Annotated in this window: 15 protein-coding genes (1 of these 15 only partly in view); 12 read left to right on the plus strand and 3 right to left on the minus strand. The window is 69.6% G+C overall.

The genetic code is table 11. From position 1 onward, the window contains the following. The 4 genes from LIV37_RS41290 to LIV37_RS41300 all read left to right on the plus strand — a co-directional run. On the plus strand, positions 1 to 6,399 hold the 3' portion of the coding sequence (locus LIV37_RS41290) for a type I polyketide synthase (RefSeq protein ID WP_243146060.1). Its footprint begins 24,270 nt before the window's first position; 6,399 of the gene's 30,669 nt are visible here — the last part of the coding sequence; the start codon falls outside the window, past its left edge; the stop codon is at positions 6,397 to 6,399. 18 nt (positions 6,400 to 6,417) lie between these two features. Continuing rightward, on the plus strand, positions 6,418 to 6,549 hold the full coding sequence (locus LIV37_RS51885) for a hypothetical protein (protein ID WP_020873007.1): 132 nt from the start codon (positions 6,418 to 6,420) through the stop codon (positions 6,547 to 6,549). Positions 6,550 to 6,840: 291 nt separating this feature from the next. Further along, the gene (locus tag LIV37_RS41295) at positions 6,841 to 7,635 is read left to right on the plus strand and encodes an SDR family NAD(P)-dependent oxidoreductase (RefSeq protein ID WP_121823891.1); all 795 of its coding nucleotides are present in this window, start codon (positions 6,841 to 6,843) and stop codon (positions 7,633 to 7,635) included. A 19-nt stretch (positions 7,636 to 7,654) separates the two neighbouring features. Continuing rightward, a complete protein-coding gene (locus tag LIV37_RS41300; protein ID WP_020873010.1) occupies positions 7,655 to 8,371 on the plus strand; it encodes a hypothetical protein in 717 nt (238 codons plus the stop codon). Positions 8,372 to 8,418: 47 nt separating this feature from the next. Here the strand turns inward: LIV37_RS41300 and LIV37_RS41305 are convergent, their stop codons facing one another. Together LIV37_RS41305 and LIV37_RS41310 are read right to left on the minus strand one after the other, a co-directional pair. Beyond that, positions 8,419 to 9,618 (minus strand): sensor histidine kinase, encoded by a 1,200-nt coding sequence (locus tag LIV37_RS41305; RefSeq protein WP_020873011.1) that lies wholly within the window; start codon positions 9,616 to 9,618, stop codon positions 8,419 to 8,421. Further along, positions 9,609 to 10,271: a response regulator transcription factor gene (locus tag LIV37_RS41310; protein ID WP_020873012.1), complete on the minus strand. Its 663-nt coding sequence runs from the start codon at positions 10,269 to 10,271 to the stop codon at positions 9,609 to 9,611. Before LIV37_RS41310 ends, LIV37_RS41305 begins: the two co-directional genes overlap by 10 nt. A 205-nt stretch (positions 10,272 to 10,476) precedes the next feature. Between LIV37_RS41310 and LIV37_RS41315 the strand changes: the two genes are divergently transcribed. Genes LIV37_RS41315 through LIV37_RS41325 form a run of 3 tightly spaced genes read left to right on the plus strand, consistent with a single transcriptional unit; the run spans position 10,477 to position 13,918 of the window. Beyond that, the gene (locus LIV37_RS41315) at positions 10,477 to 11,790 is read left to right on the plus strand and encodes an ABC transporter permease (RefSeq protein ID WP_020873013.1); all 1,314 of its coding nucleotides are present in this window, start codon (positions 10,477 to 10,479) and stop codon (positions 11,788 to 11,790) included. A gap of 34 nt (positions 11,791 to 11,824) precedes the next feature. After that, positions 11,825 to 13,204: an ABC transporter permease gene (locus LIV37_RS41320; protein WP_020873014.1), complete on the plus strand. Its 1,380-nt coding sequence runs from the start codon at positions 11,825 to 11,827 to the stop codon at positions 13,202 to 13,204. Positions 13,205 to 13,210: 6 nt separating this feature from the next. Next, positions 13,211 to 13,918, plus strand: a complete 708-nt coding sequence (locus LIV37_RS41325; protein ID WP_020873015.1) for an ABC transporter ATP-binding protein — start codon at positions 13,211 to 13,213, stop codon at positions 13,916 to 13,918. A gap of 19 nt (positions 13,919 to 13,937) precedes the next feature. Here the strand turns inward: LIV37_RS41325 and LIV37_RS41330 are convergent, their stop codons facing one another. Then, positions 13,938 to 14,552: a TetR/AcrR family transcriptional regulator gene (locus tag LIV37_RS41330; protein WP_121824977.1), complete on the minus strand. Its 615-nt coding sequence runs from the start codon at positions 14,550 to 14,552 to the stop codon at positions 13,938 to 13,940. Between the two features lie 102 nt (positions 14,553 to 14,654). Here LIV37_RS41330 and LIV37_RS41335 point away from each other — a divergent pair, with 102 nt between their 5' ends. From LIV37_RS41335 to LIV37_RS41355, 5 genes are all read left to right on the plus strand, one after another. Further along, positions 14,655 to 15,824, plus strand: a complete 1,170-nt coding sequence (locus LIV37_RS41335) for an alpha/beta hydrolase family protein (protein ID WP_020873017.1) — start codon at positions 14,655 to 14,657, stop codon at positions 15,822 to 15,824. 278 nt (positions 15,825 to 16,102) lie between these two features. Beyond that, a complete protein-coding gene (locus tag LIV37_RS41340) occupies positions 16,103 to 17,533 on the plus strand; it encodes an MFS transporter (RefSeq protein ID WP_020873018.1) in 1,431 nt (476 codons plus the stop codon). A gap of 90 nt (positions 17,534 to 17,623) precedes the next feature. Then, positions 17,624 to 19,201, plus strand: a complete 1,578-nt coding sequence (locus LIV37_RS41345) for an FGGY family carbohydrate kinase (protein WP_020873019.1) — start codon at positions 17,624 to 17,626, stop codon at positions 19,199 to 19,201. 62 nt (positions 19,202 to 19,263) lie between these two features. Then, on the plus strand, positions 19,264 to 20,937 hold the full coding sequence (locus LIV37_RS41350) for a glycerol-3-phosphate dehydrogenase/oxidase (RefSeq protein WP_020873020.1): 1,674 nt from the start codon (positions 19,264 to 19,266) through the stop codon (positions 20,935 to 20,937). After that, a complete protein-coding gene (locus LIV37_RS41355; protein WP_020873021.1) occupies positions 20,934 to 22,487 on the plus strand; it encodes an FAD-binding oxidoreductase in 1,554 nt (517 codons plus the stop codon). The genes LIV37_RS41350 and LIV37_RS41355 overlap by 4 nt, the downstream gene beginning before the upstream one ends. Positions 22,488 to 22,504 lie beyond the last annotated feature (17 nt).

Raw genomic sequence — 22,504 nt, forward strand, 5'->3', positions numbered from 1 at the left:
GAGAGTGATGACGATGCCCTCGCTCTGGATCAGTTGGCGGCGGCGGTCGGGTTGGATGAGCCGCGGCTGCGGATCAGCGACGGCCGCTTCGAAGCGCCACGACTGACCCGTACGCATGCCGCTGAACCCGAGTCAGAGAAGGTGTGGGATCCGGATGGCACGGTTCTGATCACCGGTGGTTCGGGTGTGCTGGCGGGGATCGCCGTCCGGCACCTGGTGACCGAACGCGGCGTGCGTCATCTCCTTCTGCTGTCCCGCAGCGCCCCGGACGAGGCACTGATCAACCAACTCGGCGAACTGGGGGCCCGGGTCGAGACAGCGGCCTGTGACGTGTCCGATCGTGCCGCGCTGGCCCAGGTGCTGGCGGGTGTGTCACCGGAGCATCCCCTGACGGCCGTGATTCACACCGCGGGCGTACTCGATGACGGTGTGGTGGAGTCCCTGACCGCGCAGCGGCTGGACGCGGTGTTGCGGCCCAAGGCCGACGGTGCGTGGAACCTGCACGAGCTCACCCGGGATGCCGACCTGGCGGCGTTCGTCATGTATTCCTCCGCCGCTGGTGTGCTCGGCAGTGGGGGACAGGGCAACTACGCGGCGGCCAATGCGTTCCTGGACGCGCTGGCTGAGCAGCGTCACGCTGAGGGTCTGCCCGCGCTGGCGGTGGCCTGGGGTCTGTGGGAGGACGCCAGTGGCCTGACCGCGCAACTGACCGACACGGACCGTGACCGGATCCGGCGCGGTGGCCTGCGGGCCATCTCCGCCGAGCACGGGATGGGGCTGTTCGACAGCGCGTCACGCCACAGTGAACCGGTTCTGGTGGCCGCGCCGATGGAGCCGGTACGGGACGCGGAAGTCCCGGCATTGCTGCGGTCGTTGCACCGCCCGGTCGCTCGGCGGGCCGCTGCCGCCGGTGGAGCGCGGTGGCTGGCCGCCCTGGCACCGGCCGAGCGGGAGAAGGCACTGCTGAAGCTGGTGTCTGACGGCGCCGCGACGGTTCTGGGACACGCCGACACCAGCACGATTCCGGCAACCACGGCGTTCAAGGATCTGGGCATCGATTCGCTGACCGCGGTGGAACTGCGCAACAGCCTGGCGAAGGCCACGGAGCTGCGGCTGCCCGCCACGCTGGTGTTCGACTACCCCACCCCGACGGCCCTGGCTGCCCGGTTGGACGAGTTGTTCACCGGCGAGAACCCCGCTCCGGTGCGCGGGCCAGTGTCGGCGGTGGCGCAGGACGAGCCGCTGGCGATCGTGGGAATGGCCTGCCGCCTACCCGGTGGAGTCTCGTCGCCGGAGGATCTGTGGCGCTTGGTCGAGTCCGGTACGGACGCGATTTCCGGCTTCCCAACCGACCGCGGCTGGGACGTCGAGAACCTGTACGATCCGGACCCGGACGCGCCCGGGAAGTCCTACAGCGTGCAGGGCGGCTTCCTGGATGCCGCGGCCGGTTTCGACGCCTCGTTCTTCGGGATCAGTCCGCGTGAGGCGTTGGCGATGGATCCGCAGCAGCGGTTGATGCTTGAGGTGTCCTGGGAGGCGTTCGAGCGGGCCGGGATCGAGCCCGGTTCCGTACGCGGCAGCGACACCGGCGTCTTCATAGGTGCTTACCCCGGTGGCTACGGCATCGGTGCCGACCTCGGCGGCTTCGGGACAACTGCTGGTGCGGCGAGTGTGTTGTCGGGCCGGGTGTCGTACTTCTTCGGTCTCGAAGGTCCCGCGTTCACGGTGGACACGGCGTGTTCGTCGTCGCTGGTGGCGTTGCATCAGGCGGGGTATGCCCTGCGACAGGGTGAGTGTTCGCTGGCCCTGGTCGGCGGCGTGACCGTGATGGCCACGCCGCAGACTTTCGTGGAGTTCTCGCGGCAGCGAGGCTTGTCAGCCGATGGCCGGTGCAAGGCGTTCGCTGACGCCGCGGACGGCACGGGGTGGGCTGAGGGCGTCGGCGTCCTATTGGTGGAGCGTTTGTCGGATGCTCAGGCCAACGGTCACCAGATATTGGCGGTGGTCCGTAGCTCGGCGGTGAACCAGGACGGTGCGTCGAACGGCCTGTCCGCGCCGAACGGTCCTTCGCAGCAGCGGGTGATCCGGGCCGCTCTCAGCAACGCCGGCCTGGCGCCGCACGAGGTGGATGTGGTCGAGGCGCACGGCACGGGTACGACGCTGGGTGACCCGATCGAGGCCCAGGCGGTGATCGCTACTTACGGCCAGGGCCGCGGGGAGCCGCTGCTGCTGGGATCGCTGAAGTCGAACGTCGGCCATACCCAGGCTGCCGCAGGTGTGTCGGGTGTCATCAAGATGGTGATGGCCCTGCAGCACAGCATGGTGCCGCGCACGTTGCATGTGGATGAGCCGTCGCGGCATGTGGACTGGTCGGCGGGTGCGGTCGAGCTGGTGGCGGAGAACCAGCCGTGGCCGGAGACCGGCCGACCCCGTCGGGCAGGTGTGTCGTCGTTCGGGATCAGTGGCACTAACGCCCACGTCATCCTTGAGAGTGCACCGGCACAGTCTGTGGGCGACACGGCTGGCTCTACACCCGTACTGGTTTCGGAACTGGTGCCGCTGGTGATATCGGCCAAGACCCAGCCCGCCCTGACCGAACACGAAGACCGGCTCCGCGCCTACCTGGCGGCGTCGCCCGGAGTGGATATACGGGCTGTGGCATCGACGCTGGCGGTGACACGGTCGGTGTTCGAGCACCGCGCCGTACTCCTTGGAGATGAGACCGTCACCGGCACCGCGGTGTCCGACCCCAGGATCGTGTTCGTCTTTCCCGGGCAGGGATGGCAGTGGCTGGGGATGGGCAGTGCACTGCGCGATTCGTCGGTGGTGTTCGCCGAGCGGATGGCCGAGTGCGCGGCGGCGTTGAGTGAGTTTGTGGACTGGGATCTGTTCGCCGTGCTGGATGATCCGGCGGTGGTGGACCGGGTTGATGTGGTCCAGCCCGCTTCCTGGGCGGTGATGGTTTCCCTGGCCGCGGTGTGGCAGGCCGCCGGTGTGCGGCCGGATGCGGTGATCGGCCATTCGCAGGGTGAGATCGCCGCGGCGTGTGTGGCGGGTGCGGTGTCGATGCGGGATGCCGCCCGGATCGTGACCTTGCGCAGCCAGGCGATCGCCCGGGGCCTGGCGGGCCGTGGTGCGATGGCATCCGTCGCCCTGCCCGCACAGGATGTCGAGCTGGTCGACGGGGCCTGGATCGCCGCCCACAACGGTCCCGCCTCCACCGTGATCGCGGGCACCCCGGAAGCGGTCGACCATGTCCTCACCGCTCATGAGGCACAAGGGGTGCGGGTGCGGCGGATCACCGTCGACTACGCCTCGCACACCCCGCACGTCGAGCTGATCCGCGACGAACTGCTCGACATCACTAGCGACAGCAGCTCGCAGACCCCGCTCGTGCCGTGGCTGTCGACCGTGGACGGCACCTGGGTCGACAGCCCGCTGGACGGGGAGTACTGGTACCGGAACCTGCGTGAGCCGGTCGGTTTCCACCCCGCCGTCAGCCAGTTGCAGGCCCAGGGCGACACCGTGTTCGTCGAGGTCAGCGCCAGCCCGGTGCTGTTGCAGGCGATGGACGACGATGTCGTCACGGTTGCCACGCTGCGTCGTGACGACGGGGACGCCACCCGGATGCTCACCGCCCTGGCACAGGCCTATGTCCACGGCGTGACTGTCGACTGGCGCGCGGTGCTGGGTGATGTCCCGGCAACACGGGTGCTGGATCTTCCGACGTACGCGTTCCAGCACCAGCGGTATTGGGCTGAGGCCGGCCGGTCTGCCGATGTGTCGGGGGCGGGTCTGGATGCGGTGGGCCATCCGTTGCTGGGTGCGGTGCTGGCGATGCCGGGTTCGGATGGTGTGATGCTGACCGGGCGGGTATCACTGGCCACCCACGCGTGGCTGGCTGATCACGCGGTCCGGGGCAGTGTCCTGCTGCCCGGTACCGGGTTTGTGGAGCTGGTTGTCCGCGCGGCTGATGAGGTGGGCTGCGACGTCGTTGACGAGCTGATCGTCGAAGCCCCGCTTCTGCTGCCGCAGACCGGCGGTGTGCAACTGTCCGTATCCGTCGGCGAGGCCGACGAGTCCGGACACCGCGCGGTGACGGTCTTCTCCCGGGCGGACAGCGCCGATGCCTGGGTCCGGCACGTTTCCGCCACCGTCAGCGTGTCCGACACGACTGTGCCAACGTCGGACCTCACCGCGTGGCCACCTGCGCAGGCCAAGCCGGTGGACGTGGCAGGCTTCTACGACCAGCTGACCAGGGCGGGTTACGAGTACGGACCTGCCTTCCAGGGTTTGCAGGCCGCGTGGCGTGATGGTGACACCGTCTTCGCCGAGGTTGCTCTGGCTGAGGAGCAGACCCAGGACGCGGCACGATTCGCCGTCCACCCTGCGGTGTTGGATGCCGCCCTGCACGCCGGGATCCTGAACACACCCGATGCCGACCGCGACACCGTGCGGTTGCCGTTCTCCTGGAACCACGTCCAGGTCCATGTCACTGGCTCGGCCACGCTGCGGGTCGCGATGACACGGGTCGCGGATGGCTGGGGTGTGCGGGTCGCTGATGACATCGGTCGGCCGGTGGCCACCATCGGCTCGCTGGTGACCCGTCCGGTGGCAGCCGATGCGCTCGGTTCTGCTGTCGATGATCTGTTCGCCCTGACGTGGACGGAGATCCCGGTCTCCCAGCAGGTCGGCGTGACGGTGGGCAAGTTTGAAGACCTCGCGGACGGCGAGGTGCCGATGCCCGATGTCGTTGTGTTCACCGCACTCCCCGACAGCGGTGACCCGCTGGCACAGACTCGTCGGCTGACCGCTGAGGTTCTGCAGGCGGTGCAGGTGTGGCTGGCGGGGGAGCGTTTCACTGACAGTACGCTGGTTGTGCGGACCGGAACTGGTTTGGCCGCAGCCGCGGTGTCGGGGTTGATGCGTTCGGCTCAGTCGGAGCACCCGGGCCGGTTCGTCCTGGTGGAAAGTGACGACGACACCCTCACCCCGGACCAACTGGCCGCCACCGTCGGGCTCGATGAGCCGCGGCTGCGGGTCATCGACGGCCGGTACGAGGCACCGCGACTGACTCGTACGGGCGTCGCTGAGCCTGAGCCTGAAGGCGTCTGGGATCCGGATGGCACGGTTCTGATCACCGGTGGTTCGGGTGTGCTGGCGGGGATCGCCGCCCGGCACCTGGTGGCCGAACGCGGTGTGCGTCATCTGCTGTTGCTGTCCCGCAGCGCCCCGGACGAGGCGCTGATCAGCGAGCTGGCCGAGTTGGGTGCCGCGGTGGTGGACACGGCGGTGTGCGACGTGTCGGACCGTGCCGGGCTGGCGCGGGTGCTGGCGGGTGTGTCGCCGGACCATCCATTGACGGCGGTGATTCACACCGCAGGTGTGCTGGATGACGGCGTCGTGGAATCGTTGACGGCGCGGCGGCTGGACACCGTGCTGCGGCCCAAGGCGGATGGTGCGTGGAACCTGCACGAGCTCACCCGCGATATCGACCTTGCCGCGTTCGTCATGTACTCCTCGGCTGCCGGTGTGCTCGGTAGTGCGGGGCAGGGTAACTACGCGGTGGCGAACGCGTTCGTGGACGCGCTGGCTGAGCAGCGTCGTGCTGAGGGTCTGCCGGCCCTCGCGCTGGCCTGGGGCCTGTGGGAGGACGCCAGCGGCCTGACCGCGAAGCTGACCGGTACCGACCATGACCGGATCCGGCGCAGCGGGCTGCGAACCATCACCGCCGAGCGCGGGATGCGGCTGTTCGACATCGCCTCACGTCAGGGTGAACCGGTTCTGGTGGCCACGCCGATGGAGCCGGTGCGGGAGGTCGAGGTTCCGGCATTGCTGCGTTTGTTGCACCGCCCGGTTGCCCGGCGGGCCGCCTCCACCGGTGATTCGTCGGCGCAGTGGCTGGTCGGCTTGGCGCCGGAGGAGCGGGCGAAGGCACTGCTGAAGGTGGTGCGTGACAGCGCCGCGACGGTTCTGGGACATGCCGACGCCCGCAGTATTCCGGCGACCGGTGCGTTCAAGGATTTGGGTGTGGACTCGCTGACCGCGGTGGAGCTGCGCAACAGTCTGACGAAGGCCACGGGGCTGCGGCTGCCCGCCACAATGGTGTTCGACTACCCGACCCCGGCAGACCTGGCCGCCCGGCTGGGCGACCTCATGAACCCGAGGGTTCAGTCGACGACCCTGCTCGCCGAGATCGATCGCATAGAAAAGATGTTCACGTCCGTGACCTTCGACGATCGACAGGCATCCGCGATCAAGGATCGGCTGTCGTCGGTTCTGAATAAATGGCAGCGGATTTCGAGCCCCGAAGAGGTTTCCACTACCGCCCTCTCGAGTGCGAGTGCCAGCGAAATCCTTGACTTCATCGATCGGGAGTTCGGTGATCCCACGGCCTGAGGGCAAACTGCCCGACGTGTGGTGACCCGCCGCCGCAAGGACCGGAACGGAGGCGAACGGCTCCAGCGGGTGCGGGCGCTGGAGCTGCCACCGAAGCTGTTCGGGGATGTGCCGGGCCATCTGTTCATCGGGAGCCAGGTATTGACATGAGTTCAATTAGGTTTGATGCTAGTCGGCAGTCATCCACGACAGGTCAGCTACGAGATCAGATGTATACCTGAGTTCAATTGAGTTCGATGCTCGTCGGGCGCACATAGACGTTGGCTAGCACACGCCCGGCCTCTCGCCCCCGGCCCCTCGGCGGATCGCTGGGTGGCGTGGTGGAGCCGCTGTGCGCTCGCCGGACGCTGAGACGACTGATCGCAACCACCTGGATGAGGATCTGCTGTGGACGCTAATGGGGATGGCAGGGTCTCTGTACGAGATCTAGGAGATGGCCCAATGGCAACGACCCTTGAGCACCGCTTCGCGGGACAGGTCGCCCTCGTTACCGGGGGCGGGTCAGGAATCGGGGCCGCGGTGGCGCACCTGCTCGCTGCCGAAGGATGTGCGGCTGTGCACGTGGGCGACCTCAACGCGGAGGGTGTTCGCACCGTCGCGTCCGTCATCAAAGGGGTTGCGCACGTTGTCGATGTGACCGATCCGCGGGCCGTTGATGCCGTAGTGTCGTCCGTCCTCGAATCCGAAGGCCGTATCGACGTGGTCATCCACACGGCCGGGGTGGACGATCCCGACGCCAAGGCGCGAATCCTCGAGGCTCAGGAGTCGGGCGAGCCGGTGGATGTGCTGACTCGACTCGATGACGCCGCCTGGCGCCGGGTGATGGCCGTGAACCTCGACGGTACTTTCCACGTTCTGCGAGCCGCGGTGCGAGCCATGCGCCCACGCGGCAGGGGCGCCATCGTGACTGTTGGCTCGTCCGCGGCGTTCGACACGCTCACGGGATATCCGCACTACGCCGCTTCCAAAGCCGGTGTGCACGCGCTGTCCCAGGCCGTGGCAAAAGAGGCCATCGCTTTCGGTATCCGCGTCAACACCGTCGCTCCGGGGCCAGTGGACACACCGATGGCGGCGCGTACCCCGGACGCCGTCCGCCAGAAGATGGCCGAGTCGGGCGCGTCGGGATACGCGACGCCGGAGGAGCTCGCCGACAACATCTGCTATCTGGCGTCGCCTGCCGCGTCCAATGTGGTTGGTGCGGTGCTGCTGAGCAACGGAGGCCGGTTCACGGTCTGACCGGATGAATGCCCCAACCATGGGGCATCGACAGGCTGTCCATTCACCCGAAGACGCTGATCATTATTCTCCGCAGCCAGCGCTGACCGGCGGTTTCCTCCTCGACGCCGCGGTCGCAACACGGTGGAGCTTCCTCGCCACCCCCTCCGAGCCCGGCCGGGGCCGTCGGCCCGGCTGGCTGCTGACCACGGCCATCGCGGCGGCCGCGGTCGTGGTCGTGGTGGTGGTGGTCGCCGTCCACTTCGGTACGCAGCGTTCCTCGGCCGATTCCTCCCCGTCCGCGCAGGGGCGGCCATCCGGTTCGGCCGCCTCGCCGACCGCGGGGAAGAAGCCGTCCGCCTCGACCCAGGGACCCCAGGGATCTCAGAAGCCCCAGGGGCCCCAGAAGCCCCAGGAGAAGGGCGCGGCACTCAAGGTCATAGAGGCCACGTTCGAGTTGCCCACCGGGAAGTCCGTGGTGGCCGGGGCCAGGAGTCTGATCATGCAGGAAGACGGCAACCTGGTGGTCCACGACCAGGACCGCAAGCCACGCTGGGCTGCGATGACCAAGGGCGAGAACAACTCCGCCCGCTTCCAGACGGACGGCAACCTGGTCGTCTACAGCAGTGAGGGGCAGCACCTCTGGTTTTCACGGACCAATGGCCATCCAGGAGCGGTCCTCGTGTTCCAGGCCGACGGAAATGTTGTGATCAAGTCCGGCGACACCGTGCTCTGGGCCGCGGGAACCGAGAGCTGACCGTCCCGGTGCCGGGACGGCCCGGTGGGGGAGGCCCTGTCGGGGCTTCAACGGCGGCAAGGGAAGCGCAGGGTGAGGGTGAGTCCGCCTTCGGTGCCGGGTTGTGCCGTCAGCGTGGCGTGGTGGGCGTTGGCGATCGAGTGGGCGATGGACAGTCCCAGACCGTGGCCGGTGGTGGCGGTACGGTCCCCGTCCAGGCGGTGGAAGGGCTCGAACAGGTCGGGGATCTGTTCCGGGGACACGTGGGGGCCCGTATTGGTCACCGTCACGGTGGGGGTATCGAGCCGTATGCGGACGTGGCCACCGGGGTGGTTGTACTGGATGGCATTGCGGACCAGGTTCGTGAGCAGGTGGCGCAGCAGGACCGGGTCACCGGGAACGGCCAGCGGGGTATCGGCGTCGAGGTCGATGCGCACGCCGTTCTTCGTTGCCAGTGGGGTGAGGCCGGTGGACACGAGCCGGACGATGGCCGCGACGTCCATGGTCTGGGTCTTCTCCAGGCCGCGGTCGCTGCGCGCCAGCAGCAGCAGGCCGTTGATCAGCTGTTCGGCCTCGTGGTTGGCGGTGAGCAGGTCCTCGCGGACGTCTGCGAGTCCCTCGGGGAGGGGGTCGGCGAGGCCGACCTGGAGGCTGGTGCGCTGGACCGTGAGAGGGGTCTTGAGTTCGTGGGAGGCGTTGGCGACGAAGCGGCGCTGGCTCTCGAAGGACTTCTCGAGCCTGTCGAGCATGGTGTCGAAGGTGTCGGCGAGGCGGTGGAGTTCGTCGTCGGGGCCGGTGAGCGCGAGACGCTGGTGGAGGCTCTGTTCGCTGATGCGGCGCGCGGTTTCGGTCATGGAGGCGACGGGTCGCAGGGCTCGGCCGGCGAGCCACCAGCCGAGCACTCCGGCAAGGAGCGCCATGGCGAGGAGGCCGACGGCGGACCAGAGCACCATCTGGCGCAGCGCGGTGTCCTGGACGGCTCGCACGGTCTGGTCGATCTTCTGGAACATGGCGACGTCGCCCGGGGCCCGCTGTGTGAGATTCGGCCGGGTGGGGCGCACGGGCCCCATGGGCGCCCCACTGCCGCTCGGCACATCCCCGTACGTGACCGATATCCCCTGGGCCTGCTGCTCCGTTCCGTGGCGGGCGAGTAGCACCACGAAGGCGAGCAGTGCGATGCCGGCGATCAGAAAGAGGGCGGAGAAGGCCGCGGTCAGGCGGGCGCGGAAGGGCAGTCGGCTCAGCAGCGCCCATGGGTTCAGTCGCACAGCCGGTAACCCTCCCCCTTGTCGGCGAGAATGAGGCCGGGGTCGCCGAGTTTGCCGCGCAGCCGGCTGACGGTGGCGCGGACCGCGCTGGTGCGCGGGTCGAGGTGCTCGTCCCAGACGGTGCGGACGAGTTCGTCGTGCGACACCGGCGCGCCCCCGGCCACAAGCAGCAGGTGCAGGACCGCGAGCTCCTTCGGGGTCAGCTCCAGCGGGCGGCCGTCCACGGACACCTCGCGCCGCGTCTCGTCCAGGGTGATGCTCGCGAAGCGCAGCACGGTAGGGGGCTGCTTCGGTGCGCGACGGCTCAACGTCCGTACCCGGGCGACCAGTTCGCTGAAATCGAAGGGTTTCGCCAGGTAGTCGTCGGCGCCGAGTGTCGTGAGGCCGTAGATCTTGTCCGTCAGCTCGCCGGCCGCGGTCAGCATCAGGATCCGTGGAGGGTCCTGGAGTTCGCGCAGCCGTCGGCACACCTCGTCGCCGCTCAGGACCGGCAGATCCCGGTCGAGGATCAGCACGTCGTAGGCGGTGAGCAGGCACATCCGCTCGGCCTCGTCGCCGGCGGCCGCCACGTCGACGGCCATCGCCTGGCGGCGCAGGCCGGTGGCGATGGTGCGGGCGAGAACACGGTGGTCCTCGGCTACCAGAACTCTCATGCCCCCATCAAATCAAGATCGCGATTGCAGCCGGATAAGGATGTGGCGGCCCGTGCCGTGAGCCGGCGGGGTCGTGCGGCGCCGGTCGCGGGGCACGGTGCGAGCAGGTCCTTATGTTGCCGTAACGCTTATGCCGCCGTAACACGCTTATGCCGCTGTAACGCGCTTATCTCGCTGCAAACAACGAGCTGCTTCTGTCTTCGGCATGAACTTCGTCAAGCGCGCCGGGATGAGCCTGGGGGCCAGAAAGTCCAAGAGCGCCGCGTTGCTGGCGATCTTCGTCGTCATCTGCACCCTGCTTCTCGGCGGCTTTCTGCTGCAGGCCGCCGCGGCCCGCCAGGAAGCCGGCGCGCAGCGCACCATCGGCGTCGACGTCACCGTCAGGAAGAAGGGCCTTACCGCGGTCCTCGCGGACCGGCTCGGTGCCTCGGATCTGGTGTACCGCTACAACCCGGAGCTTCCGGTGCGGGCCGGGGCGCGTGGCTTCACGCCGCTGACGTCGGACGCGCCGAAGCCGGGCGATGCGGGTGCGGGTGCGGGTGCCGGTCCAGGTGCCGGTGCCGGGAAGAAGGAGCAGGGCCCGCTGGCCGTGAACGGCGTCCGTGACTCGGGCATGCTGCTGCCCTTCTCGTACGGCTCGACGAAGATCACGGCAGGGCGCGGCATCACCCCCGAGGACGCGGGCCGCAACGCCGCGGTGATCGAGCAGCGGCTGGCCGACAGGAATCACCTCAAGGTGGGCGACACGATCCATGTGCGGTCGGTGGACGACAAGGAAACCGTTCCGCTGCAGGTGGTCGGCGTCTTCCAGAACCCCACGCAGGATCCGGCGCGCTGGACGGCACCGCACAAACTGCCCGGCAACGCGCTGTACGTGCCGATGGGCACGGCGCAGCGGCTCGGTCCCGGCAACGTGGCGGTCAGCGAGGCGGTGTACAAGATCGGCTCGCCGGAGCAGGCCGAGCGGCTGCACACCGAGGCCGAGCGTCTCCTGGGCGGGGACGGCTTCGACTTCCGCGTCAACGACAGGGCGTACAAGGACCAGGTCCGCCCGATCCAGCGGGTCGGCGCGTTCGCGGGACTGATCGTCTGGGTGATCGCGCTGGCCGGGACGCTGATCCTCGGCTTGATCGTGGCGCTGCAGATCCGCGAGCGGCGCGCCGAGCTCGGGGTGCTCCTCGCGATGGGCGAGAAGAGGTGGAAGCTCATCGGCCAGCACGCCGTGGAGGTGGCGGCCGTGGCCCTGCCCGCCATCGCGCTCGCCGCGCTGGCCGGTTCACTCGCCGGACAGCCCGCGGGTGACACCCTCCTCGGGCGGCAGGACGGCAAGCCGGCCGCGGCGGCCGCGGCGGCCGGTGTGCCCGATGCCGAGATCGCGCCGCCGACCGTACGAGTCGAGCCCGCCACCGTCGGCAAGGTCGCCGGCATCGGGCTCGGCATCTCCCTGGTCGCCACCGTCATCCCGGGCATCGGGATCCTGCGCCTGCATCCCCGCTCCATCCTCACCGACACCGAATAGCCACTCACCGGCACGGACTGAGAAAGCCGATCCCATGAACTTCGTCAAACGCGCGGGACTCAGCCTGTGGTCCCGCAAGGGCCGCACCCTGATCACCCTCGCCACCTTCCTCGTCATCTCCGTGATGGTGCTGGCCGGTGTCCTGATCAACGACGCCACGGCCCAGGCCGAGCAAGACGCCAGGCGTTCCGTCGGCGCCGAGGTCAACCTCGAGGCGGATTTGGGCCAGTTGGGCGGCGGGAGCGAGCTGAGGGCTCCGCGCATCGACGCCGCGACCGTCGACAAGGTCGGGGCTCTGCCCCAGGTGCGGAAGTACACCTACTCGATCTGGGACCGCGTCCTCCTCAAGGGCGGCCCCCAACTGGCCGACGGTGGGCCGAAGGAGCCCATGGGCCCCGGCGGCACCGTGGGCATGGGCGTGCTCGACACCTCGCTGCTGCCCGACTTCCGCAGCGGCAAGTTCACGCTGCTGTCCGGTGAGCACCTCACCGCCGCCGACAAGGGCAAGAAGCGACTCCTGATCGAGGAACGGCTCGCCAAGGAGAACAAGCTCGGTGTCGGCGACACGATCACCCTGACCGGCAACGACGAGAAGACCACGGCCGACTTCACCGTGGCCGGCGTCTACCGCGACCCGAGCCCTGCCACCGAACCGGACAGCGAGTACGGCATCAGTCCGGCCAACATGCTGTACGGCACGGTGGGCGGCCTCTCCGCGCTCAGCTCCGAGCGGAACGGGCCGCTCCAGGCAGGTAAGGCGACCTTCCTCCTCCAGGACGCCGACACGCAGGGTGCGTTCAAGGACGAGGCCAAAAAGGTCGCGGGCCCGGCGCTCGACGGTTTCAAGCTGGACGCCAACGACAAGGCCATCCGGCAGATGACCGGCCCGCTCAAGTCCATCAGCACTACCGCCACCCTGGCCATGTGGCTGATGGGGCTCGCCGGTGCGGCCGTCCTGACGCTGCTGGTCAACCTCGCCGTCAAGCAGCGCCACAAGGAGTACGGCGTCCTGCTGGCCATGGGCGAGAAGAAACGCAAGCTCATCGCCCAACAGGCCCTGGAGATCCTCGTCGTCGCCGCCCTCGCCATCGGCCTGAGCTCCCTGTTCGCCCCGCGGCTGACCCAGAGCGCCGGGCAGGCCCTGCTCGGCAGGGAAGCCACCAGCGCCCAGCACAAGATCGACTCCTGGCAGGGCCCGCCGTCCGGCAGTACCGGCCTCGGCGAGGGCATCGACCCGAACGACAAGCCCGTCGAGGACGCCGACCCCATCGACAAGATCACCGTACGACTCGATCCGGCGGACCTCGCCACCCTCGGCGCCATCGGCCTCGGCATCGGCCTGCTCGCCACCGCCGTCCCGGCCGGTGCCGTGCTGCGGCTGAGCCCCCGCACCATCCTCACGAAGGGCAAGTGACCCGCCATGACCAGCGCCACCGCCGCCCCGCCCGTTCTGCGTCTCGCGGGCGTCAGCCACACCTACTCGGGCCAGCGCCGCAGGACCGCGGTCCTCAAGGACATCGACTACGCCTTCGAACGCGGCACCTTTTACACCATCCTGGGCCCTTCCGGCAGCGGCAAGACCACCCTGCTCTCCCTCGCCAGCGGTCTCGACACCCCCACCAAGGGCACCATCACCTTCGAGGGCCAGGACCTCACCGAACTGGGCCTCGGCCGGTACCGCAACCAGCACGCCGCCACGATCTTCCAGCAGTACAACCTCCTCACCTACCTGACCGCCCTCCAGAACGTCACCTGCGCCATGGAGATCACCGGCACCAAACCCACGACCGGCAGTCGCAAGGCCCGGGCTCTGCACCTGCTGGAGAAGATCGGCCTCGACAAGGCGATGGCCACCCGCAACGTCCTCCAGCTCTCCGGAGGCCAGCAGCAGCGCGTCGCCATCGCCCGCGCCCTCGCCTGCGACGTCGACATCCTCTTCGCCGACGAACCCACCGGAAACCTCGACGAGGACACCGCCGCGGGCATCATCGGCACCTTCCGCGAACTCGCTCACGAGCAGGACAAATGCGTGGTCGTCGTGTCCCACTCCCAGCAACTGGCCGCCCAGTCCGACCGTGTCCTCACCCTGCGCAAGGGAAAACTCACAGAACAGGTCAACGCCCGATGAAGACGGGTGCGCCGCACGGTCAGCGGACGGCCGCTCGCAACGCCGCCTCGATCGCGTTGGTCAGCGTCTCCAGATACTCATCGTCGCTTCGGCCCTGTATGACCAGTACGCGGAATGCGAGCGGGGCGATCAGCAGGTCGGTGCCGAGGTCCAGATCCAGCCCGGGAGGGAGTTCGCCGCGGTCGATCGCGCCCCGCAGTATCGCGTGCGCCGCCGCCCGCCGCGGTGCGGTCACTCCGGTGTAGAGCCCCTCCGCCAGAGCGTCGTCGTGACTGGCCTCGGCGAGCAGCCCGGCCGCGATCCGGGCAAGCAGCGGATTGGCCAGTTGACCGCGGAAGGTGGTGAGCAGTTCGCGCAGGTCGGTGCGCAGGGCGCCGGTGGCGGGCGTGGGCGGGAGCGTGTCGGTGACCTTGCCGCGGATCAGTTCGGTGACCATCGCCTGCTTCGAGGGCCAGCGCCGGTAGAGCGCGGCCTTGCCCACGCCGGCCCGCCGGGCCACCGACTCCATCGACATCCGCGCGTACCCGGCGTCGGCGAGTTCGGCGAAGGCCGCCTCGGTGATCGCCTCGGTTACCCGCTGTCGCAGGGCCGCCCCGCCGGTCGCCGGCCGGCCCTTCTTCTGCTGCGCTGTCATGCTCCCGAGCATAACGAACGGAACGGTCACGTTCCATGTGTTACCTTCGAAGGTAAGGCGGAACGGTGCCGTTCCGTTCCATTCTCGGAAAGGAGCCCGACGATGAAATTCCTCTACGACGACGAGTCCTTCTCCTTCGAGGCACTGCGCGCCGCGGGCTACGCGGCCTATGGCGGCGCCGACCTCGGCGAGGTCCTGGTCACCTGCCGGCAGATCCCAGAGGGAGACGAGGAAGCCTGGTCGGCCCAGTGGGCCGCGACGGCGGCGCGCATCGAGCGCATCGGCCGGGACGCGCTGGCCGCCGGTCACCGGGTCAGCGCCCGGGAGGCGCTGCTGCGCGCGTCCAACTACTACCGGACCGCCGACTTCTACCGCCGCGAGAATCCCGCAGCCGACGCCGAGTCGGCGCGGCTCGCCAAGGCCTCCCAGCAGACGTTCGCCGACGCGGCCCCGCTGCTCGACACTCCGGCCCGCGCCCTGCGCATCCCGTACGAGGACACCACGCTTCCCGGCTACCTGTTCCTCGTCGACGATTCGGGCACCCCGCGCCCGACCGTGCTCTTCCACGGCGGGTACGACTCCACCCTCGAGGAGGACTACCTGGCGCTGGCCGCCGGCGCGCTGCGGCGCGGCTACAACGTCATCGCGTTCGACGGCCCCGGCCAGGGCAGCACCGTCCGCGAGCAGGGCCTGCACTTCCGGCCGGACTGGGAGGCGGTGGTCACCCCGGTCGTCGACTTCGCGCTCACCCTGCCCGAGGTGGACGCCGAGCAGCTCGTGCTGATGGGCATGAGCCTGGGCGGCTACCTCGCCGCGAGGGCGGCGGCCTTCGAGCACCGCGTAGCCGCGTGCGTGCTGTACGACGGCGTCTACGACTTCCACGCGGTCATCGCCGCGACCGCCGGCCGTGCCGCTTCGACGCCGGGCGGCATGGAGGCGTTGATGGCGCAGAACACCATGGTGCGGTGGGTGGTGCGCAACGGCCGGTGGACCTTCGGTGTATCCGGTGTCGACGAGCTGGTCAGGGCGGCCGAGCCGTACACCATGGCGGGTATCGCCGACCGCATCACCTGTCCGACACTCGTGCTCGAAGCCGAGAACGACCAGTTCTTCAAGGGGCAGCCGCAGCGGCTGTTCGACGAGCTGACCTGCCAGAAGGAGCTGATCTCCTTCCGCGAGGACGAAGGCGCGGGCGAGCACTGCCACGAGGGTGCGATGTTCCTGTTCCACCAGCGCACCTTCGACTGGCTCGACACCGTGCTCGCCGGCTGACCTCGCCGGTCGGCTTGTCCCTTGCCATGCCACGGGGCCGGCTCGTCTCGCGTCACCTCCTCCGGTGAAGGCCCCCGTCACGTTTCCTGGCCGGAACCCTTGACGTTGCTCCTGACCCGTACCTAATCTCGCGGCGTAGTTCGTACTTCCAGCAGTTCACGTGCTGCGGCGCTTTCCGCAGTGTTTTGACAGGCATAGACATAGACCACCTGTCGGTGGTTTCGTCATGCCTGTTCTGCTCCCCGTGCCGCCGATGGGTCCTCCCCGAAGGCGGATTCATGGCACCACGTCCGAGCGTCAGAAGCGTCGCCGACGTCGTTGCGCTCATCGATGGGCTGGGAAAGATCACCGGCCGGGCGCAGATCATCTGGTTCCTCGTGTTCGGCGGGCTGTTCCTCGACGCCTACTCGAACGCCGCGCTGAGCGCCGGACTTGGGCCCATGACGACCCAGATGGAGCTCACCAGCACCCAGGTCTCGATCCTCACGGCCACCGCTCCGGCCCTGGCGATCCTCTTCAACCCCCTCGGCGGCTGGCTCGCCACCCGCATCGGCCGGGTCCCCCCGCTGCTCATCGCCAAGCTGTTCGCGATCGCGGGTGCCCTGCTCGCCGCCTTCGCAGGTGACTTCACCGTCGTCTGGCTCGGCCGGGTGCTGGTGGGTGTCGCCTACGGGATGGACTTCGCGGTCGCCATGGCGCTGCTCGCCGAGTACACCCCCGCGAAGCTGGGCGGTCGGCTCAACCTGTGGCAAGCCGTCTGGTACATCGCCACCACCAGCAACCTCGTCCTCGCCCTGGTCTTCTTCAACCTGGACGTCGGCGCGGACATCTGGCGCTGGTCGGTCGGCTCGGCCGCGGTCGTCGCCGTCGCGCTCCTCCTGGGCCAGTGGCTGATGCTCAAGGAGAGCCCCACCTGGCTGGCCGGCAAGGGCCGCCTGGGCGAGGCGATCACCAACCTGGACAAGATCTACGGGATCAAGGCCGTCGCCGGTACGCCCGACGAGATGACCCGCACCCCGGCTGAGGCGCCGGTCATCGGGCTCCGGCAGGCCGGACGGCTGTTCAGGGGCGAGTACCTGCCGCGTACGATCCTCTCCTCGGTGATCTCGCTCGGCCAGTCGATGCAGTACTTCGCCGTCGGCTGGTACCTCCCGCTGATCAGCCTGACGATCTTCGGCGAGAGCTTCGAGAAGGCCACCATCGGCTCGATGGTCTTCAACGCCTTCGGCATCGCGGGCGGGCTGCTGTCCGCGTACTTCGGCCGCCGCCTCGGACTGCGGCGCAGCTCCGCCGCCGGGTTCGCCGGAGTCTTCGTCACGCTGGTGGCGATGGGGCTGACCTTCGGGAAGGTCCCGCTGGCGGTGGCGTTCCTGCTGCCGGTCCTGTTCATCCTCTGCCACTCCGCGGGCCCCGGGGCCAACGGCAAGTCCATCGCCGCGCTCTCCTACAGCAGCGATGTCCGCGCGCTCGGCACCGGTGTCACCGGAATGATCGGCAGCTTCGGCAGCGTCACCGGCCTGTATGTCTTTCCCCAGATCAAGGACTCACTCGGACTCGCCGACACCTTCCTGGCGCTCTCCGCCGTACCCCTGCTCGGCCTGATCACCTGCCTGACGATCAAGTGGGAACCGATGAAGGCCGCCTCCCTCGACGAGGCCACCGGACAGGACCGCGACGCCACCGCGACGCTCTCCGCGACCGCGCGCTGACCCGCCGCCGGACCTGCCGCATCGCACGATGGTCCCCCTGGCCCCTTCCCTTCCGTATCCCTCCGCGCAGATCGCGATGAAAGGGCTGCAATGACGCAGACGTTCCCCGGCGCCGCCCCTCGGCGCGGTGTGCTGTCCATCGACGAGGGCACCACGGGCACCAGGGCCGGAGTCGTACTCGACTCCGGCGCCGCCCACGAGGTGTCCTACCGGTCGATCGGCGTCAGCCATCCGGACGACCTCTCGGTCGAGCAGGACCCCATGGAGATCTGGACCGCCACCGCCGAGGTGGCGGGCCGGGCCGTCGGCCGGGCCCACGCGCAGGGCATCGAGATCACCGCTGTCGCGCTCTCCACCCAGCGGGCCACCGCGATGCTGTGGGACCGGGTCACCGGGCTGCCCTTGCTGCCCGCGGTGGTGTGGCAGGACCGCCGGTACGCGCATGAGCTCACCGCGTACGAAGCGGAGTGGGACGCCGTCCTGCTGGCCCGGCAGGGCCGGCCGGTCGGCGCCCGCGCACCGTTCCTCTGGGCCGCCCGGCAGCTCGCCGGGCACCCGGAGGTGGCCGCCGCGTACCGCCAGGGCCGGCTGCTCTTCGGGACCGTCGACACCTGGCTGATCTGGCGCCTCACCGGCGGCGCCGTCCACGCCACCACGCCGACCAACGCCGCGTCCACCGGTGGCTATCTGCTGGAGCGGCACGCCTGGGACGAGGAGTGGATCAGCCATCTCGGCTTCCCCCTCGACCTGCTGCCGGAACTCCGCTCCGACGACGCCGGATTCGGCACCACCGATCCGGCCGCCCTCGGGATCGCCGTCCCGCTGGCCGCCTCCATGGGCGACCAGCACGCCGCACTCGTCGCGCTCGGCGGGCTCGCCGCCGGGCAGGGCATGTGCGTGTACGGGACCGGCGCCTTCGTCGACGCGGCGACCGGCACCACGCCCGCCCTGCCCCGGCCGGACATCTCCGGGGTGCTCGCCCAGCCCGGCCGGCGGCAGGGCGGCATCAGCCACTACAGCCTGGAGGCATACACCTCCACGGCGGGTTCGGCGCTGCGCTGGCTCTGCGACGACCTGGGGCTGTTCGCATCGCCCGAGGAACTCGGCGAGGAGGCGGGCCGGGTCCCCAGCCGGCCCGGCCGCACCCCGCGTTTCCTCCCGGCCCTCGCCGGGGTCCGTACGCCGGTCTGGCACCCGGAGGCCACCGGGGTCCTCACCGGGCTCACCCTCGCCACCACCCGCGCCGATCTCGCACGCGCCGTGCTCGACGGGATCGCGCACTCGGTGTGCGATCTGATCGACGGGGTCGCCGACACCATGGGCACGCCGTTCACCCGGCTCCGGGTCGGCGGCGGAGTCTCCGGCAGCGACCCGCTCATGCAGACCCAGGCCGATCTGACCGGTCTGCCACTGGAGCGGGTCTCCGACTCCGCCACCGCCAGCCTGCGCGGCACCGCCTATCTGGCGGGTGTCGCCCGGGGGCTGTGGCCCTCGCTCGAAGAGGTCGTCGAAGCACAGCCGCACGGCCGGTTCTTCGAGCCCGCGATCACCACGGCCGAACGCGTCGAGCAGCGGGCCGCCTGGTGCGACCTGCTGATCGCCCACCTCGACGACCCCGCGCTGCTCTCCGACGAGCGCACCGCGTCCCGGCCTCACACCCCCCACTGACCGTCGCACTGGCGGCCCGCCGACCACGCGGCCGCCGTACCGGAACACCAGGAGTTGATGTTGTGATCACCATGCCCGCCCGGAAACCGCGGCGCAGCGCCGCGGCGACCCGCCGAACGCCACTGCTGCTCGACCGGGCAGCCCTCAAGCGCCGGCTGGCCGACGACACGTATGACGTGCTCGTCATCGGCGGCGGCATCACCGGGGCGTACGCCGTGCTCGACGCCGCCTCGCGCGGGCTGCGCGCGGCGCTGATCGAGAAGGACGACTTCGCCTCCGGCACCTCGTCGAAGTCCTCGAAGATGGTGCACGGCGGTCTGCGCTATATCGAGCAGGGCAACGTCAATCTGGTCCGCCACTCGCTCCTGGAGCGACACCGCTTCCGGAAGAACGCCCCGCACCTGGTGCACCGGCTGCCGTTCCTCTTCCCGGTCCTGGAGAAGGAGGGTGTCTTCGACGCCCGCCTCGCCAAGGGCTTCGAGGGTCTGCTGTGGACGTACGACCTGGTCGGCGGCTGGCGGATCGGCAAACTCCACCAGCGGCTCACGGTTCCCGAGGTGCTCGCGCAGGCGCCGACGCTGCGCGCCGAGAACCTCAAGGGCGGGCTGATGTACTTCGACGCCCGCACCGACGACGCCCGGCTCGTCCTCACCATCGTCCGCACCGCCGCCGCGCTCGGCGCGACGATCCTCAACGGTGCCAAGGCCGAGGGTCTGCTGACGCAGCGGGACAAGGTGGCCGGTGCCCGGGTCACGGCGGACGGCGACACCTTCGACATCCGCTCGCGGGCCGTCGTCAACGCCACCGGGGTGTGGACCGACGAGCTCGACGGACAGGCGGACGACGGTCACCAGCCGCGGGTCCGCCCGGCCAAGGGCGTTCACATCGTGGTCCCCTGGGACAAGGTGCGGATCAACTGCACGGTCACCGTGCCGGTCCCCGGCCGGACCCGCCGCGCGACCTGCACCCGCTGGGGCAACAGCGTCGTGCTGGGCACCACCGACGAGGACTACCAGGGCCCCCCGGACGATGTGCACTGCACCCGCGAGGAGATGAACTTCCTGCTGGAGGGCGCCAACACCGCCTTCGAGGGAAAGCTCACCGCGGACGACGTGGTCGGCTCCATCGGCGGTCTGCGCCCGCTGGTCGGCGGCAAGGAGGGCGCCACCCTCGATATGCGCCGCGACCACCACATCACCGTCGGCCGCACCGGCATGGTGACGGTGACCGGAGGCAAGCTCACCACCAGCCGGCACATGGGCGAGCTCGTCATCGACAAGGTGATGACGGTCCTCGGCCGCAGGGGGAAGAGCCGTACCGCCCACCTCCCGCTGCTCGGCGGCGCCGGTTACGACGCCGAAGCCGTCGCCGCGTCCGGTGGCCTGGCCGCGCACCTGGGCGAGCGCTTCGGCACCGAGGCCCGCTTCGTCGGCGACCTGATCCAGGACGACCCGGCGCTGGCCGAGCCGATCGTCGCGGGACTCCCGTACACCAAGGCCGAGGTCGTGTACGCGGCCCGCGCCGAACTGGCCCGCTCGGTCGACGACGTGCTCTCCCGCCGCATGCGCGCCCGGCTGTTCGCCCGGGACGCCTCCGCCGACGCCGCCGAGGCCGTCGGCGCGATCCTCGGCCGGGAACTGAACCTCACGGAGGCCGAGGCCGAGCGCTCGGTCGCCGAGTACCTCGCAGCCGTCCGCCACGAAAAGTCCGTACTCCTCGAAGGAGCAGCAGCATGATCAGCCGCCAGACCATCACCCACCCGTTCAACCGGGGCGACTACACCGTCGGCGCCCCCAGCTTCGCCAGGTGGGCGCGGAACACCCCGATCGGGGAGGGCGAGGCCGCCCTCCAGACGAATCCGGTCGAGGTCCCCGAGAGCGTGGTCGAGGCGCTGCGCGACGCCGCGCACGCGGTCCACACCTCCCGCCACGAGGTCGTCATCCGGACCCGTGACTGGTGGGCCGGGTCGATGATCGGCGAGACCGAGGGCCGTCCCGCCACCCCGAACGCCGTGATCGTCGAGGCCGCCGACGCCGACCAGGTCGCGGCCGTGCTGCGCGTCTGCCACCAGGCAGGCATCCCGGTCACCCCCGCCGCGGGCCGCTCCAACGTCACAGGCGCGGCGCTGCCCGTCTTCGGCGGCGTCGTCCTGGACGTCTGCGGGCTGAACCGGATCACCGGCTTCGACGCCGAGTCGAACATCGTGGACGTCCAGGCCGGAATGTTCGGGGACCTCTTCGAGAAGCAACTGCAGGAGGAGTACGGCGTCACCACTGGCCACTGGCCGTCCGCGTTCGCCGTCTCCACCGTCGGCGGCTGGATCGCCTGCCGCGGCGCCGGTCAGCTCTCCACCCGTTACGGCAAGATCGAGGACATGGTCGTCGGCGTCGACGTCGTGCACGCGGACGGTACGCGTGCCACGTACGGCGACTACGCCCGCGCCGCGGTCGGCCCGGACCTGCGCCAGCTGTTCATCGGCTCCGAGGGCACCCTCGGCGTCATCGTCTCGGCCCGGCTGCGGGTCCACCCGCTGCCGGAGTACGCGAGCGCCGCCGCGTACGGCTTCACGACCTTCGCGGAGGGCCTGGACGCCTGCCGCAAGATCATGCAGCGTGGCGCCACCCCGGCCGTCCTGCGCCTGTACGACGCGCTGGAGTCCGGCACCCACTTCGGCCACCCGGAGACCAACCTCCTGCTCATCGCCGACGAGGGTGACCCGGCCGTCGTCGACGCCTCGATCAAGGTGGCGAAGGAGGTCTGCGGGAGTTACGGCCCCGAACTGGACAGCGATGTGGTCTTCGAGCGCTGGCTGGACGAGCGGATGCTGGTCGGCAAGTCCGCCGACGGCTTCAAGCCGGGTCCTGGCTTCGTCGCCGACACCCTGGAGATGGCCGCGTCCTGGGCCGACCTCCCGGTGATCTATGACGAGGTGGTCGCCGCGATCCAGACGGTGGACGGCACCCTGGCCGCCTCGGCCCACCAGTCCCACGCGTACACCGACGGCGCCTGCGTCTACTTCTCGCTGCGTGGCGATGTGGCGCCCGAGTCGCGCCGCGAGTGGTACCGCTCGGTGTGGGACGCGGCCAACGCCGTACTGATCAAGCATGCGGCGGCGCTCAGCCACCACCATGGCTGCGGTCTGCTGCGCGGCCCCTACCTGGAGGAATCCCTCGGGGCGGGCTTCGCGACGTTCGTCGCGGTGAAGAAGGCCCTCGACCCGGCGGGCATTCTCAACCCTGGCAAACTGGGCCTTCCCAGCCGCTTTGGCACGTCCCCGCTGGACTGATCCCAGCAGCCCCGCCC

The sequence above is a fragment of the Streptomyces rapamycinicus NRRL 5491 genome, assembly GCF_024298965.1.
GTDB classification, from domain to species: domain Bacteria; phylum Actinomycetota; class Actinomycetes; order Streptomycetales; family Streptomycetaceae; genus Streptomyces; species Streptomyces rapamycinicus.